The organism is Streptomyces sp. NPDC048192 (assembly GCF_043202415.1).
Lineage (GTDB): Bacteria > Actinomycetota > Actinomycetes > Streptomycetales > Streptomycetaceae > Streptomyces.
The window spans coordinates 41,911-55,449 of the sequence record NZ_JBIDAL010000030.1 but is presented as its reverse complement, the minus strand read 5'-3'; the positions used below and the strand labels follow the sequence as shown (position 1 = coordinate 55,449).

15 protein-coding genes and 1 tRNA gene are annotated in these 13,539 nt (G+C 70.4%); 7 read left to right on the top strand and 9 right to left on the bottom strand.

Annotated elements, in window-relative coordinates:
* The 3 genes from ACGFZN_RS38840 to ACGFZN_RS38830 form a co-directional block, all read left to right on the top strand.
* On the top strand, positions 1-272 hold a 272-nt coding region (locus ACGFZN_RS38840), incomplete at its 5' end, for a hypothetical protein (RefSeq protein WP_393863199.1).
* A gap of 364 nt (positions 273-636) precedes the next feature.
* Positions 637-969 (top strand): hypothetical protein, encoded by a 333-nt coding sequence (locus ACGFZN_RS38835; protein WP_393863200.1) that lies wholly within the window; start codon positions 637-639, stop codon positions 967-969.
* Positions 970-1,367: 398 nt separating this feature from the next.
* Positions 1,368-1,691, top strand: a complete 324-nt coding sequence (locus ACGFZN_RS38830; protein ID WP_393863198.1) for a helix-turn-helix domain-containing protein — start codon at positions 1,368-1,370, stop codon at positions 1,689-1,691.
* A 60-nt stretch (positions 1,692-1,751) separates the two neighbouring features.
* Here ACGFZN_RS38830 and ACGFZN_RS38825 read toward each other — a convergent pair whose 3' ends face one another.
* The 7 genes from ACGFZN_RS38825 to ACGFZN_RS38795 all read right to left on the bottom strand — a co-directional run bounded on the left by ACGFZN_RS38825 (position 1,752) and on the right by ACGFZN_RS38795 (position 8,520).
* Complete coding sequence (locus ACGFZN_RS38825) at positions 1,752-2,531, bottom strand: hypothetical protein (RefSeq protein ID WP_393863197.1); 780 nt, start codon at positions 2,529-2,531, stop codon at positions 1,752-1,754.
* A gap of 244 nt (positions 2,532-2,775) precedes the next feature.
* On the bottom strand, positions 2,776-3,453 hold the full coding sequence (locus tag ACGFZN_RS38820; protein WP_393863196.1) for a 2OG-Fe(II) oxygenase: 678 nt from the start codon (positions 3,451-3,453) through the stop codon (positions 2,776-2,778).
* Entirely contained in the window at positions 3,450-4,721 is a 1,272-nt protein-coding gene (locus tag ACGFZN_RS38815; RefSeq protein WP_393863195.1) for an MFS transporter, read from the bottom strand. Before ACGFZN_RS38815 ends, ACGFZN_RS38820 begins: the two co-directional genes overlap by 4 nt.
* A 37-nt stretch (positions 4,722-4,758) precedes the next feature.
* Positions 4,759-5,910, bottom strand: coding sequence for a hypothetical protein (locus ACGFZN_RS38810; protein WP_393863194.1), 1,152 nt, complete (start codon positions 5,908-5,910; stop codon positions 4,759-4,761).
* An 11-nt stretch (positions 5,911-5,921) separates the two neighbouring features.
* Positions 5,922-6,956 carry a hypothetical protein gene (locus ACGFZN_RS38805; protein ID WP_393863193.1) on the bottom strand — a complete coding sequence of 345 codons (1,035 nt, stop codon included), beginning with the start codon at positions 6,954-6,956 and terminating at the stop codon, positions 5,922-5,924.
* 321 nt (positions 6,957-7,277) lie between these two features.
* A complete protein-coding gene (locus ACGFZN_RS38800; RefSeq protein WP_393863192.1) occupies positions 7,278-7,799 on the bottom strand; it encodes a GNAT family N-acetyltransferase in 522 nt (173 codons plus the stop codon).
* A 310-nt stretch (positions 7,800-8,109) separates the two neighbouring features.
* Complete coding sequence (locus ACGFZN_RS38795; RefSeq protein ID WP_393862929.1) at positions 8,110-8,520, bottom strand: hypothetical protein; 411 nt, start codon at positions 8,518-8,520, stop codon at positions 8,110-8,112.
* Positions 8,521-8,815: 295 nt separating this feature from the next.
* On the opposite strand from ACGFZN_RS38795, the gene ACGFZN_RS38790 reads away from it, so the two are divergent.
* The 4 genes from ACGFZN_RS38790 (at position 8,816) to ACGFZN_RS38775 (ending at position 11,651) form a co-directional block, all read left to right on the top strand.
* Positions 8,816-9,391 (top strand): hypothetical protein, encoded by a 576-nt coding sequence (locus ACGFZN_RS38790; protein ID WP_393863191.1) that lies wholly within the window; start codon positions 8,816-8,818, stop codon positions 9,389-9,391.
* A 153-nt stretch (positions 9,392-9,544) separates the two neighbouring features.
* A complete protein-coding gene (locus ACGFZN_RS38785; RefSeq protein WP_393863190.1) occupies positions 9,545-9,871 on the top strand; it encodes an acyl carrier protein in 327 nt (108 codons plus the stop codon).
* Positions 9,872-9,992: 121 nt separating this feature from the next.
* Positions 9,993-11,339, top strand: coding sequence for an ATP-binding protein (locus tag ACGFZN_RS38780; RefSeq protein WP_393863189.1), 1,347 nt, complete (start codon positions 9,993-9,995; stop codon positions 11,337-11,339).
* Positions 11,340-11,555: 216 nt separating this feature from the next.
* Positions 11,556-11,651 (top strand) — tRNA-Cys (locus ACGFZN_RS38775).
* Positions 11,652-11,811: 160 nt separating this feature from the next.
* On the opposite strand, the gene ACGFZN_RS38770 is transcribed toward ACGFZN_RS38775, so the two are convergent.
* On the bottom strand, positions 11,812-12,123 hold the full coding sequence (locus ACGFZN_RS38770; RefSeq protein WP_361991589.1) for a replication initiation protein, RepL2: 312 nt from the start codon (positions 12,121-12,123) through the stop codon (positions 11,812-11,814).
* Positions 12,123-12,575, bottom strand: a complete 453-nt coding sequence (locus ACGFZN_RS38765; protein WP_330343079.1) for a MarR family transcriptional regulator — start codon at positions 12,573-12,575, stop codon at positions 12,123-12,125. The genes ACGFZN_RS38770 and ACGFZN_RS38765 overlap by 1 nt, the downstream gene beginning before the upstream one ends.
* Positions 12,576-13,539: the final 964 nt, after the last annotated feature.

The following is a 13,539-nucleotide window of genomic DNA, read 5'->3' as shown; positions in this document are numbered from 1 at the left end:
GGTTCGACTGGTTCGACTGGTTCGACTGGTTCGACTGGTTCGACTGGTTCGACTGGTTCGACTGGTTCGACTGGTTCGACTGGTTCGACTGGTTCGACTGGTTCGGAGGCCAGGCCTGCTGTGCAGGGGGCGGTCTTGTCTTCTTCAGAATGGGCTGCGGATTAACTCTGGAAAAGATCATGGCTCCCGGAACGGGATCTCCGCACCACTGTCACCGGGCGAGTGGAGCCGCGTGGCAGCGGCCGGCGCCTGGAAACCGGCGGCCACCGTAGAGGGTGGGCCCAAGGAGACCGTGTGCGGTACCTCCCGCACGGGTGGACTCGCAGCGCCGCCGAACGCGCCACCTGGCAGGCGTCCTGGGCACGGCTCCGGTTCACCTAGTCTCCTGGCGCGGATGGGGGCAGGGGCAAACTGCATGCGGGGCAGGTGCGCTGGTGGGCAGTCACCAGTTGGCAGCGTGGCGCACGTTGGGGGCAGACCTGCATGTCCTCGGGCGTCCAGGACAGGTGGTGGCGGGCGCTGCTAAGGAGCCACACAGAACGGCTGCCGCCCCCAAGCTCCCGCATCCCTGACCCACCGACGCACGAGCCAGTCACCATCTCCCGCGATGTCCTGTAACTCCTCGCTCTCGTCGACATCTCCCCCACCGGCCGACGTGTCCTCGGCATCCTCCTCGCCCTCCAGGATCCCGACACCGGCACCGCCCACATCAGCCAAGACGAAATGTGCGCCACACTCGGCGCCACAAAGCCAGCCGTCAACCGCGGCTTCCGCGAGCTCCGCCAATGCGCACTCGCCTGGCTCCACAAACGCGGCGAATACCAACTTCACCCCCTCATCACCGGCGGCCGCCTCGCCACCACTGTCACCGCCGTACCCGACATCCACCCTGCCAATCCCCAACACCTCACCCAACAACGCCGCCAGCGCTTCGCCGCCCAAACCGCCAACCTCCCCCACACCACATAAACGACCCAGCCCTCCACCGACATCGAGGACGGGGCAAGCCGAGCAGACTCTGCTCTCGGCATCATCCGTCCCAGACCGTGTCGTGCGCCGCGGGTGGTGCAGTGGCTGGTAACCGGTCAGCAGCAGACGGGAGGGCTGCTGCCAGAGGCACAGTCGACGTTCGCGTCCCAGCCGTGAGCGGGAGAGCAGCCGGCCTGGTGGCATTGCGTCGGTTGCCGTGTTGGTCCGTCAGGGTGACTTTGCGTCAGTCTCGCTGTCAGGTTTTCGCAGGTCAGGGGCTTGGGGGCAGGGTGTGGGGAGTGGATTTTTCACCAATCGAGTTTTTAGCCATAGCTAAAGGTGGCATTCTGATGGAGTGGTAACAGGTGTTGCCGTCATGCGAGTTGGGGGAGTGAGACATGGGCATCTTTGCTCGTGACGAGAGCCGGTCCGAGTTAGCTGCGGCGCGGGTGGCGAGGCAGGCCACGGCCTCGCTGGCCGGTGTGCTGGCGGGGCTGGGCAAGACCCGCTCCGATCTGGCGAAGGCGATGGGCGTCAGTCCGGGGCGTGTCAGCCAGATCATGTCGGGGGATGCGAATCTGACGGTGCGGACCCTCGCTGCCGTGGCCGAAGCGCTGGACGCCGACGTCCAGATCACCTTCTGTCCCCGATCACAGGCAGCAGCCGGCGGCAGCGCGGGTGCATCTGCCGTCAGAAGCACGGGGTTCCCGGCACACCACTGAGCTTCGGTGCCGCCGTCGCTTCTGTCTCAAAGTCGCCCCGCCGCGGTGCTCGTGGTCCGCTTATCGTTCCCGGGTCAGCCATCGGTCGTACCAGCGGCGCTGTGGGGGCAGCCCTGCGCTGTGGAATGCGTCGTTGGATGTCGCCTTCGCGCGCAGGGCGCGGAGTTCTTCGTTCTGGCTGCGGCGGCCGTGGACGTAGGCGAAGTGCAGCAGGTGTCCGCACTGGGCGAGGGCGGTGCCGAAGGCCTGGCGGCGGGCGATGAGTTCCTCGGTGGTGGGCTGGCGCTGCCAGGTGACGTTGCCTTCACGGCATGCCTCGTCGATGCTGGTCTGCACGTCCAGTGCCGTGTCGATCGCCTTCTCGGCGTCCGCGTAGATGGCGTTGATCGTTTTGGTCTCGGCGGCGAGTGGGTGCCGTTCCAGCAGGTACAGCTTGAGGTCGTGGACGAACACCCGGAGCTGGGTGGATGTTTCGATGCCGTTGAGGAATCGGTCCGACCAGGTGCAGGCGTCGAGGTGCACTCGCTGGGCCAGTCGTTGCCTGGCCAGGGCGATACCCAGCGTCATGAACTTGACGTACGGTTGTGCCGTGTCGTCCTGTCTGCGCCGGGGCAGGGCGGTGGCGCCCGTCGCCGCGCCCGCGATCACCGGAGGTATGGATGCCGCGTGCGGCAGGAGGGCCACCGCGCCGGCTGCCACCGCTCCCATCATCGCCAGCACGAGGAGTGTCAGACCGGTCGAGGCCCAGCTGCCCAGCAGCCGTCCCTTGCCCGCGAACTCGCGTGCCAGGCCGATCCAGGCGATGGCCGCGCTCACGCAGGCCGGTAAGGCGTAGTCCACTAACCAGGCGTGGTGAACCCAACTCATCGACGGCGCCCCCAAGACGTCCCACGAACACGCTGGACCGTCGTCAGCGTGCGGGAAGCCGAGCAGGCTCTGCTCTCGGCATGTCACACCGGCGGCCGGTCCTCTCGCCGGCGCACCTTTCGTCGAGAGCTGCCGCGAGTAGAGCTGATGATGTCAGCCGGGACAGCACGGTGCCGTTACTTTGAGCAACAATTGGCCAGTATGGGCCGGGGACGGGTCACTCGAAGCTCAGGGTCCATGTGATGCGGCGGCGTTCGGGGGCGTCCGGGGCCACCGGTTCGACCCAGTGCCGTGCGTCGCGGGTGGGGTGCAGGAGCACGGCGGAGTTACGGCGTGGCTGGTAGCCGAACCAGCCGGTGGCGCCCGGGTCCCAGTACTTGGTCATGCCGCCGTCGGCGGGGCGCCAGCCGTCGGTCAGGGAGATGACCATCACGAGCTGGGTCGTTCCGTTGCCGTGGTCGTTGTGCGGTGTGGTGAACGCTCCCGGCCCCCAGTAGGCGAGGGTGGCGGCCTTCAGGCCGTGCAGGGGCAGGCCGCTGATGCGGCGGAAGGCGTGCATCGCCTCGGGTGTCGTCAGTTGCTCCTTGATCCTGGCCAGTCCGGGGACGTCGCCGTGGGGGCGCTGGTGGCAGGAGCGGACGAGGTCGGTGCGTTCGGGGGTGCGGAAGGCGGCCCTGACCTGGCGGGGGTCGTCGGATGTGGAGTAGATGCAGTACGTCCGTACGTCCCGGTGCATCTCGGCGGCGCGGCACACGGCCGCCAGGGTGGGGGCGGCCAGGACGGCGGGGACGACGGCCACCCCGGGCACGGGATAGGCGGAGGCGAGCTGGGCGGCCGTGTCGTCCGCGCCGGCGAGCAGCTCCGGGTGCAGCAGGTCGGGCAGGGGCGTGGTCATGGCGCTCCTGTCGGGGTGCACGGCGTGGTGTCGGGGTCGGCGAAGCGGGTCACTCCGGGGACGGGGAGGGCGAGCAGGGTCGTGGCAGCGATCACCACCGCGCCGGCGACGAGCAGCGCCGTGGGTCCGGTGACGGCGGCCACCACGGCGGTGAGCGCGAGCCCGACGGGCATCAGCACGGTGCTGGCCAGTGAACTCAGTGCCATGACACGTCCCAGCAGCCGGTCGGGATATGCGCGCTGGAGGGCTCCCGTCCACAGCACGGTGTTGTACTCGCTGCCCGCGCCCGCCACCGCGTAGACGACGAGCAGCCACGGCAGGCCGATGCCGGGTGTCAGGAGTGTCAGCAGCGGCCCGACGAACAGGGCCTGCGCCCCCAGCGCGGCGAGGCCGGGCCGGCGGGGCCGGTGCCGCATGGCGGCGAGCCCGCCGGCGAGGCCTCCCAGGGCGAAGGCGCCGAGCAGGAGGCCGTAGCCGCGCGGCCCGAACTCCCGTACCGAGATCGTGGGCAGCAGCACCAGCCAGGGCGCGACGGCGAGCAGGACGTGGGCGATGTCGAGGAGGAGCACGGTGAGCACCCAGCGGCGTTCCACGACCACGCGGACGCCTTCGCGGGCCTGGTGGAGCACGGGTGCTCGGGAGGCTCCGGCGGCGGTCCGACCGCTGCCGAGGACGAGCAGGGTGGCGGTGGACAGGGCGAAGGTGACCAGGTCGAGGGTGAGGGCGGCGCGGTAGGTGGCGGTGGCGACGAGCAGGCCGCCGAGTGCGGGGCCGGCCAGGGCGCTGCTGGTGGAGGCGATGCTGGTCATGGAGTTGGCCCAGGGCAGCCGGTCGGGTTCGACGAGGGAGGGGACGAGCGCGCGGAACGCGGGCCGGAAGAACGCCTCCCCCGCCCCGAGCACGAAGGTGAGCGCGGCGAGTGCGGCGGCCGGGGTGTCGGTGGGTACCAGGACGAGCCCGCCGACGCCGAGGAACCGGATCAGGTCGCAGACCATCATGACGCGGGCGCGCGGGTACCGGTCGGCGACGACGCCGCCCAGCGGCACGAACAGGGCGAGGGCCAGGGCGCGCCCGGCCAGGACGAGGCCGAGCGCGGAGGCGTGCTGGTGCGGGCTTTGCACGATCCAGGCGGCGAGGGCCACGGGCACCATCTGGTCGCCGAGCAGTCCCGCGGTCTGGCCGCTCCACAGACACCAGAAGCGTTTGTCCTTCGGCGCGGTCCGGGTGCGTCGTGCGGGGCGGGCCGCGGTGGTGTCCGATGTGGCCATGTGCTCGTCCGGTCTCCCCTGGTGGCGTGCCGCTCGGTCAGGCGGCGACGGCTGCTGCTGTTGCTGTGGAGGTGAACTGCCCGCTGTCGTAGAAGACTTCGTCGTTCACCAGGATGGTGACGTCGGGGGCGACGAAGTCCAGGTGGATGCGGGTGGCGAACCGGTCGATGTGTGCCGGGTCCGCGCCGAAGCCCACGTGTACGCCGGACACCGCCTCGTTGGTGGGCGATGCCCAGGAGGTGATCAGCGGCAGTGCGGCGGGGGACAGGCCGATGCCCACCTCGACGACGTGGCTGTACGCCTCGTCGCTTGCGAACACCTCGGCGAAGGCGGCGGCGAGGGGGCCTGAGGATTCGATCCCGGTGAGCCGGCCTTCTTTCAGACGCAGGTCGACGCCTTCGCCGGGCAGCAGTGCGCCGAGCTGGAGGAGCCGCCGGTAGGGGGCGTCGTCGAACTCGTTGCCGAGGGGCAGCAGGTTGAGGGCTCCGGTGCAGTGGAAGTCGCCGCTGACCTCGACGCCGTTCCAGAACAGCTCGCAGCCGGGCGCGAACCGTACGTCTCCGGCCACGGAGGGGCCGCACAGCTCCATCCACGGCTGCTTGCCGGTGACGGTGAGCCGGCGCCGTTCGCCGGCCGGGCCGCTGAGCACCTCCACCGTGTAGTCGCTGCCGTCGGGGCGGGCGGACAGCAGGGAGAAGAAGTGGTCGGCGTCCTGCCGCTGGGCCGCGGGGTCGCCCGCGAAATGGCCGGCGAGTACGGTCTCCACCTGCCAGGACGTCAGGTCCCGGCGGGGGAACTCGTACGAGGTGTAGTCGGCGCCCGCGTGGGCCGTACTCCCCTCACCGGTGGTGGACTTGGTGTACGACTTGGCGAAGCGGGCGGCCGGCCTGCCCTGGAGCTCGCAGAAGTTGTGGAAGGAGAAGTGGCCCGCGCCCGGCGCGGAGATGATCTCCTTCAGGTGGTCCGTCGGGTCGCCCTCGCGCAGGTCGTAGCCGAGCAGCACGGTGCCGGGGACGGCGGAGAGCCCCTGCCACAGGGCTTCGGGCAGCTCCCGGTCGTAGAGCCCGACGACGGTGACGCGCCGGCCGTCGGAAAAGCGCGGCAGCGCCGCCTCGACGAACCGGGTCACCTCCTGCGCGCGCAGCGGCCGGAACGTGGGGTCGGCGGGCCGGGCGGAGTGCTCGGTCATGTGGGTCCCTTTCACTCGGTCCGCATGAAGGCTTGGCCGTTGATCTCGACCGCGGTGGTGGCGGCCATCAGGTCCAGGTGGACGAGCTTCGCCGCCCGCGCGAAGTCCTTGCGCTCCGGGTCGGGGTCGCCGCCGATCGCGATGTGGACGCCGGGCCGTCCTTCGTTGGACGCGGCGTTCCAGCCGTGGACGAAGGGGTGGCAGGCCCGGTTGAAGGAGATGCCGACCTCCGTGACGGTGCCGTAGCGGTCCAGCGGGGTGAGGGCGGTCAGCTCCTCGGCGAGTCCGCCGCGGCTGGTGACGGCCGTGACGCGGCCGGCTTCGATGTGCACGGTGACCGGGTCCTCGGACAGCCGGCCGCCGAGCGCGGCCATGGCGGTTGCTGCTTCGGCGGCCTCGGGGCGCTGGGGTGTGGCCAGCAGGGCGCCGTCGACGGTGAACGCGCCGGAGACGGCCTCGCCGACGTAGGCGACCTCGCCGCCGGGCAGGAGCCGGGCCTCCTTCGGGGTGAGGGGCCCCGCGAGCATGTACCAGCCCGTGTCGTCGTTGATCTGGAGGCTGCCGTCGCGGGTGGTGATCCCCACCTGGTACGGCTTGCGGGAGCGCAGCAGCCGGTAGAACCGGTCGGCGACGTCGGCCTGCTCGTGGTAGTCGCTGCGGCGGATGACGTCGATGAGGTACTCGGCGCGCTCGGGCGTGAACTCGTCGTCGAGCGGCAGGTCGATCTTGCCGAGGTCGCCGTGGGGCAGCTGGTCGAAGACCTTCCGGGCGGCTTCGGCGTTGTCGAAGGACGGGGTGAGCAGCTGGATGGAGACGTAGTCGCCGGCGAGGTCGATGCCGCGCTCGCGCAGGGCGTCGAGGATGGCGTCGGGGTCGCCGGTGAGGTCCACGAAGTGGACGGTGGTGGGGGCGTCGGCGAGGTCGCCGCGCAGGTTCGCCACCATGGCGTCCGAGAGCGGGAAGTCGTGCAGGAACACCGTGTGATGGGGCTCGTTGCTCCGGCACATCAGACTGGAGTATCCGTTTTCCCCGTTGAATTCGGTCACGAGCCCCACCTCACAGTGTTGGGATGCCTGGCGTCAGGAAGCGATCTCGTAGATGTGGTCACCGGTCGAGCGGACGCGCAGCTCGTCCGCGTCGGCGAGCGTCTCGTTCTCCTCGGGCTCGAGAGACTCGGAAACCTCAAGGTTCATGTCGCTTTCTCCTTCCGGGTGGGTGTGACTCGCGGTACCCGCCGCGGGAGCGGCTGGTGAAGGTGAGCCAACCATCGCCGCCTGGATGGGGAGTCGAAGGGTCCTTGAGCGGCCCTCGAAGGGTTCCTTGAGGTGGTGGCGGGGTGGCGGGGTCGTGGGTCCGGGCCGTTGGGGTTACAGAGCCGGGTGATCGTCGTGCAGTACCCGCTGGAAGATCCGGTGGTCGCGCCACCGTCCGTCGATGTGCAGATAGCGCGGGGCCGTGCCGATCGACTCGAACCCGCATTTGTGCAGCACCCGTTGGGAGCCGGTGTTCTCGGGGAGGGTGGTCGCCTCGATGCGGTGCAGTCCGATCCCGTCCCGGGCGATGTGGCAGACACGCTCCACGGCAGCGGTCGCGATCCCCCGCCCCTGCTGGTCCTCGGCGACCCAGTAGCCCAGGTAGGAACTGCAGAAGGCGCCCATGACGATGCCGGACAGCGTGATGACTCCCACGATCCGCCCGTCACGCTCGAAGAGCCACGGCACCAGCCGGCCGTCGGCGTACTGCCGCTTCTGCTCTTCCAGGCGCTGTGCCTGACCGGCCACGGTGTAGAAGGACTCCGGCCGGCGCGGTTGCCAGGGCTCGAGGTGCGTCCGGTTCTCGGCATAGGCGGTGCACAGTGCCGGGGCGTCGGCCGGTTCGGCGAGCCGCATGATGACGCCGTCCGTGATCTCGTCGCTTCCGATGTCCGTGCGCGCACCCTAGTGTCCCGTCCGGCGACGGGCGGCCGCCGCAAGCCGGGGGACGGGGGTACGACGGCGGCCGCGGCGATGGCAGTGGCAGTGGCAGTGGCAGTGGCGATGGCGGTGGCGGTGGCGGTGGCGGTGGCGGTGGTCTCGCCGAGGGGTTCGGGCGGCCTTCGCGCTCTCCGTCGTGTTCTCCGTCGCGGCCGTCAGGGGCCCGGCCGCGGCGCGGCTTCGGCGGGAGCGTGGCGTAGCTCGGGTCGTCGAGCCGGGAGAACCGTCAGGCGGCGTCGAGGGCCTGGGTGATCTTGTCGGTCATCGCGGTCAGGACGGGGCCCGGCTCGCCCTTGCCGGTCCGGGTGGCCGCCTCCACGGCGACCAGGACGGTGCTGCGGAAGTTGCCCGCCTCCTCCGGCGCCTGCTTCTTCAGCAGCTCCATGGCCGCCGTCAGGGCCGGCAGCACCCGGTCGGCGATCTCCGCGGTGGACCTGCCGTCCACCTCACCGACCTCCGCCTTCTCCGCCAGCACATGCCCGATCAGACCCGTCGCCGAATGCAGCGCGATGCTGCCCTGAGCCGCCACCTTGTGCGGCGAACCCGTACCGGCAGCAGCAGCCGCCAGCAGCGACACCGCCCCGTACGCGGCGGTCCGCACGGTGAGCTTGTCCTGGTCGCTGAGGATGACCGACATGGCGGGACTCCTTCTACGTCGTACGCCGTGACCCGGCGTCGCTCCGATTGGATGGCTCCACAATGGCACAGGTTTGGCGTCATGGCGAGCGAATTCGCGCCATGCGGTGGCAGGTATGAGGCCACTGCCCCGGCGGTGAGTGGGCACCTTGTGCGGTCGACCTGCGCATTGACCAACTCTTACCGCAGGTGACAGGGCACATGGGGCGAGAAGGCGACAGTAATGGCCCCCAGTGGAGCCATTTATGTGTCATGATGGCGTCACCGGGTAGCGCACGTCATCGAAGGGACGGGTCATGGGGACAGCACAGAGTCGGGAGCAGACGGCACCTGGCACCTTCGTCGCCTTCCTCCGCTTCGTGGTCTGTGGCGGCGGAGTGGGGCTCGCCTCCAGCTTCGCCGTGGCGGCCGTCGCCTGCTGGGCGCCGTGGGCCCTGGCCAACGCCGTGATCACGGTCGTCTCCACGGTCCTCGCCACCGAGTTGCACGCCCGCTTCACTTTCGGCGCGGGCGGACACGCGACCTGGCGCCAGCACGCGCAGTCGGCCGGGTCCGCCGCGGCCGCGTACGCGGTGACCTGCGTGGCCATGGTCGTCCTGCACCTGCTGGTGGCGGCCCCCGGTGCGGTGCTCGAACAGGCCGTGTACCTGACCGCCTCAGCACTCGTCGGCGTGGCACGGTTCGCGGTGCTGCGTCTCGTCGTCTTCGCCCGGAGCCGTTCGCGGGCCGTCGCCACCGTCCCCGCCGCCCAGCGCCTCCCCGCCGCCCAGCCTCTGCCCGCCGCCCAGCCTGCGCCCGTCGCCCTGCCCGTGCCCGCGGTGGCCTGCGCCTCCGCCCCGGCCGGACCCTCGGCGCTCTGTCACGCCGCCTGACCGTCCGGGGAACGGGCTCGGCGTCGAAGTTCCGAGGACGCGGCCGGTAGGGCCGCGTTCGAACGGCCGTCGACGGCGGCTCAAGCGGGTGCGGACACCGTGGGGGCGTATGCGCGACCCGAGACGTACCGGCAGCAGGAAGGAAGTCCGCCCATGGGCCAGACTCCGTGGAACGCGAAGTTCGAGGCAGTTCTCCGGCACGGCCTGCCAGGCCTGGGCAAGGACAAGGGGCTTGCCGTCGACGTGCCGATGGAGGCCTACGGGCTCGACTCCCTGGCCCTCATCGGCATCGTCAGCGCCCTGGAGTCCGCCTACGGGGTCAGCCTCGCCGGTCAGGTCACCGTTCCGGTGCGATCGCTGACCGCGGGCCAGCTGTGGGGCATTCTCTCGGCCGCGCTCCAGCCGGCCTGGGACGCCGGCCGGCACCCGTCCGCGACGGGCGGCACGGCGCGCGGCCAGGCACCCTGGATCATGGCCTGACAGACGCTCAACGAACCGCCGCCGGGCCGGTGCCACGGTGTCGACCTGTCCTCCAGTCCCCGTAGAGTCCCGCTGCCCATCCTGGCTGTGACTCAAGCGAACCGTGGCAAGGAGGCGGGCTATGACGCAGGCGGACACGGCACCGGCGGCCGACGTCCAGGAGACGGTGCTCGCCACCTGTGCACCGGGCCGCTCCCGGGCGGTGCTGATCGAGGGCGCCCCGGGCCTGGGCAAGACCACACTGCTCGGTCGCGTGGCGCAGCAGGCCGGCGCCGCCGGTGCCGTGGTACTCACCGCCGCGGGCAGCGAGCGACTGGATCCACTCGGCATGGTGCGGCAACTCGTCGCGGGGCACCCTGAGTTGGCCCGGTCGGGCCTTCTCGACGGCGATCCGCGTCGTCCGGCCGACACGGCGGCCGCCTTCTGCGCCGCGCTGCGCGGTCTCGCCCGGCGCGTCCCCGTGGTGCTGTGCGTGGACGACGTGCAGTACGCCGATCCGCAGTCCCTGCTCTGTCTGCGCCATGTGGTGCGTTACGCGCATCCGGCGCCCGTCGTCGTCGCGGTCACCACGGTGACGCACTCCAGCCGGTGGCAGGAGCTGTTCACTCCGGACGCGCTGCGCTGCCCCCACGTCAACCGGGTGCGGCTCGCCCTGCTCGGCCCCGGTGAAACCGAACGCGCGGTGGCGGCCGGGACCGACTCAGCCCGTGCGGCGCACTGCGCCCGCACGCAGGCCCACGCGCAGGCCCACGCTCACGCGGCCGCTCGGCTGCACCGGCTCAGCGGCGGCAACCCGCTGCTGCTGCACGCGCTGCTCGCCGAGAACGCCCTCACCCGGCAGCCCGCGCCGAACGGGCCGTTCGCCCAGGCCGTGGCCGACTGCCTGCGCCGCGGTGGCCCGGCGGCCCTCACCACCGCGCACGTCCTCGCCGTCCTGGGCGAGCGCCCGGTCGACCCGACCGTGCTGGCCGAGTTGGTCGACGGCGGCGCCCCTCAAGCGCTCGACGGCCTGTCGGCGCTGCGGGCGTGCGGTCTGCTTGACGGGCTGGCCCGCAGGGATCCCGCCGTACGGGCGGCGGCGCTGGCAGATTGCCCCCCGGCCACACGGGCACGGCTCAGGCTGCGCGCGGCACACGCCCTGCACGCCGCAGGCGCCCCCGCCACGGCGGTCGCCGCGCCGCTGCTGGCGCTGCGGGCGGATGGCGCGCGGCCGCCGGCCCACTCCGCGGACCGGTATCTGCTGGCTCGCACGGCCCGGGAACTGGCCCAGGCAGGGCGCGTACTGCGCCGACAAGGCCGCACGGCCCGCGCGGACACCATGATGCGGGCCGCCCGCCAGCTTTCCCTGCAGGCCGGTGACATCACGCCGCACGACGAGATGCGGCCCGTGCCGGCAGTCGGCCGCAGCGCCGCGATGCCCCGGAAGGACGGGCGAGGATCGACGGCGGCGGCCGCCTCCGTCGCCTGAAACAGGGGAACGGCCTGGGGTGGACGCCCCGACGGGCAGGAGAGGCCGATCCCTATTACGCCGTAATAGGGATCGGCCTATTACGCCGTAATAGCGCACGCCGTTGGCGATCTGACAGTACGACCGGTCAGCGGTGCGTCAGAGGGGCGTCAGCCCGTCCTGGCATCGTGAAGCACGTGAACGGCGCCGCGGGAGGAACCGCGGGGCCGGGAGCGAGGAGAGGTGCCCGGAGCGGCTGATCGGGGACCAGGGCGCAAGCCCGGAGTCGGATCCTTTCGAGGGTCCACGCAGGTTCGAATCCTGCCCTCTCCGCAGCGCAGGAGCGCAGCGATACGGCTTCGGTCGCCATGAGGCGGCCGAAGCCGTTTGTGTGCGTGCCCGGCAGCCGTCGTCCTTGCGTCCGGGGCAACCGAGACGTCCTGGCGAGCGCACCTCATGTACCTGACGTCAATGAGGTGCGCTCCTGTGGTCGTCAGGTGGCGCGGCGCAGCGGGACGACGACGTTCTGGCCCATGCGCTTGGGGTCGAGGCGGTAGTACTTGATGTGCCCGATTCTCTCGGTCTCCTCGAGCCAGCCGGCCTCGATGACCTGCTTGCGGGTGCGGGAGAAGACCGGAGGCGCCATGCCGACGAGCTTCGCCAGGTTGGCCGCGGTTTCGAGGACGGCGCCGGAGCGGTCGGTCGGGTGCAGGGCGTACAGCATGACGACGAGACGCTGGTTGGCGCTCATGCCGGCCGTCTTCTCAAGCAGTTCGAGGTTCTTCTGCTTGTCGTCGGTGCTGATCACTGGGCCTCCCACCGTGCAGGGGCATTCTCGTCGAATCCTGGGATGTCCGGCGGGTTGCACGTCTTCACGGCTTCACGCTGTTCGATCCCTGTGCCGTGGAAGGCAATGTACGGGCTGATCCGGTAGAAGTTGTAGTTGCCGATGCGTCCTCGGATCACCAGGATGCGGTGTTTGGCCAACTTCCTGTTGATTTTTCCTACGGCATCCGGGGACATGCCCACGCGTTTGGCGATGTCCGCTCCGGTGGCCCGCAGCGGTTCCATGCCCTCGGGCGAGACACCGATCCACCACAGGACGAGGAACTTCTGACTGGGCGTGAACGCCTTGGACTCGGTGATCGCCTCGACTCGCGCCTTGTCGACCTGTGTGTGCCGGCCGGAGAAGGCGTACGGCGCATAGGGGACCGGTTCGCCGGTGTCGGCATCGACCAGTCTGCGTACTGCTCCCAACGGGCCCTCCGTGGAAGGGGGGTGATTGGTGGTTCATGAGGGACGACCGTGAGGCCGACCAGATGAACTTAACGTACATGAGCATGAAGTCAATCAACTCCGCCTGTCGGCCGTGTCGCCTGTCGCTCCGTCAAGGTCTCGGCGAGCGCTCAGGGCTGCTCCGAGTGGTCGACTCATGTACGTGACGTCAATCTGGTACGTCTCCAGGATCGTGGTGCCCGGTTCCTACGGACGTGGTGACGGTTCTCACGAACGTGGTGCCAGTCCTCTGGATCGTGATGTGCGGTTCCTGGGACTGGGTGGTACGTCCGTGGCATCTGGGCACCCCGATCCGCGGATCGCCCTGCACGGTTGGCCGAACTGCCTGCCAGTTCTCACGATCTGTGTCGTTCGATGTATTTGCGCAGGTCAGAGCCGCAATGGCGGGTGCGCTCTCTTACCTCGGTAGTCGGCGGGCAACCCGTCCCGGGATGCGAGGGTGAAACCGGTGGGTTAGTACGCCGTAATGACCGGCCGGGCTGTCACGGCACGGTGCGGTCTCCAATGCCTGCTCCCCCAGCCGCCCGACCGACCTCGGCCCACGACAGGCCACCCCGGACGGTCCTCGGCTCGACGGCGGACCCTGCCCCGCTGGAGTCGCGCTCGACGACGGAGCCACGCGCGCACGAACCCGGTGCTTCCCGGCGCGGACGGTGCGCGCCACGACGAAACGGCTTCGCGCCGGGAAGTGCCGGGGCAGCGGGGTCCAGGGGCCGGCGAAGGCCCCTGGTACCACGCTGCCGAGCCACGTCCGGGTCCACCCCTGGACCTGCACCGATGCACGTCGGGTGCGGGTGACGGGGCTGTGACCCGCAGCCGGGAACGGGCGGCGCGGCAGGAGACTTCTGGGCGTGGGCTATTACGGCGTAATAGCTCCGGAGTGGACAGTGGACCCGGCAAGCGGCACCTGGCACCGCGTCAGTCT

Bases quoted from the DNA above. Each gene is read 5' to 3' on its own strand.
- ACGFZN_RS38830 (WP_393863198.1), top strand. From the start codon at position 1,368: ATGGGCATCTTTGCTCGTGACGAGAGCCGGTCCGAGTTAGCTGCGGCG.
- ACGFZN_RS38820 (WP_393863196.1), bottom strand. From the start codon at position 3,453: ATGACCACGCCCCTGCCCGACCTGCTGCACCCGGAGCTGCTCGCCGGC.
- ACGFZN_RS38815 (WP_393863195.1), bottom strand. From the start codon at position 4,721: ATGGCCACATCGGACACCACCGCGGCCCGCCCCGCACGACGCACCCGG.
- ACGFZN_RS38810 (WP_393863194.1), bottom strand. From the start codon at position 5,910: ATGACCGAGCACTCCGCCCGGCCCGCCGACCCCACGTTCCGGCCGCTG.
- ACGFZN_RS38800 (WP_393863192.1), bottom strand. From the start codon at position 7,799: ATGCGGCTCGCCGAACCGGCCGACGCCCCGGCACTGTGCACCGCCTAT.
- ACGFZN_RS38795 (WP_393862929.1), bottom strand. From the start codon at position 8,520: ATGTCGGTCATCCTCAGCGACCAGGACAAGCTCACCGTGCGGACCGCC.
- ACGFZN_RS38790 (WP_393863191.1), top strand. From the start codon at position 8,816: ATGGGGACAGCACAGAGTCGGGAGCAGACGGCACCTGGCACCTTCGTC.
- ACGFZN_RS38785 (WP_393863190.1), top strand. From the start codon at position 9,545: ATGGGCCAGACTCCGTGGAACGCGAAGTTCGAGGCAGTTCTCCGGCAC.
- ACGFZN_RS38780 (WP_393863189.1), top strand. From the start codon at position 9,993: ATGACGCAGGCGGACACGGCACCGGCGGCCGACGTCCAGGAGACGGTG.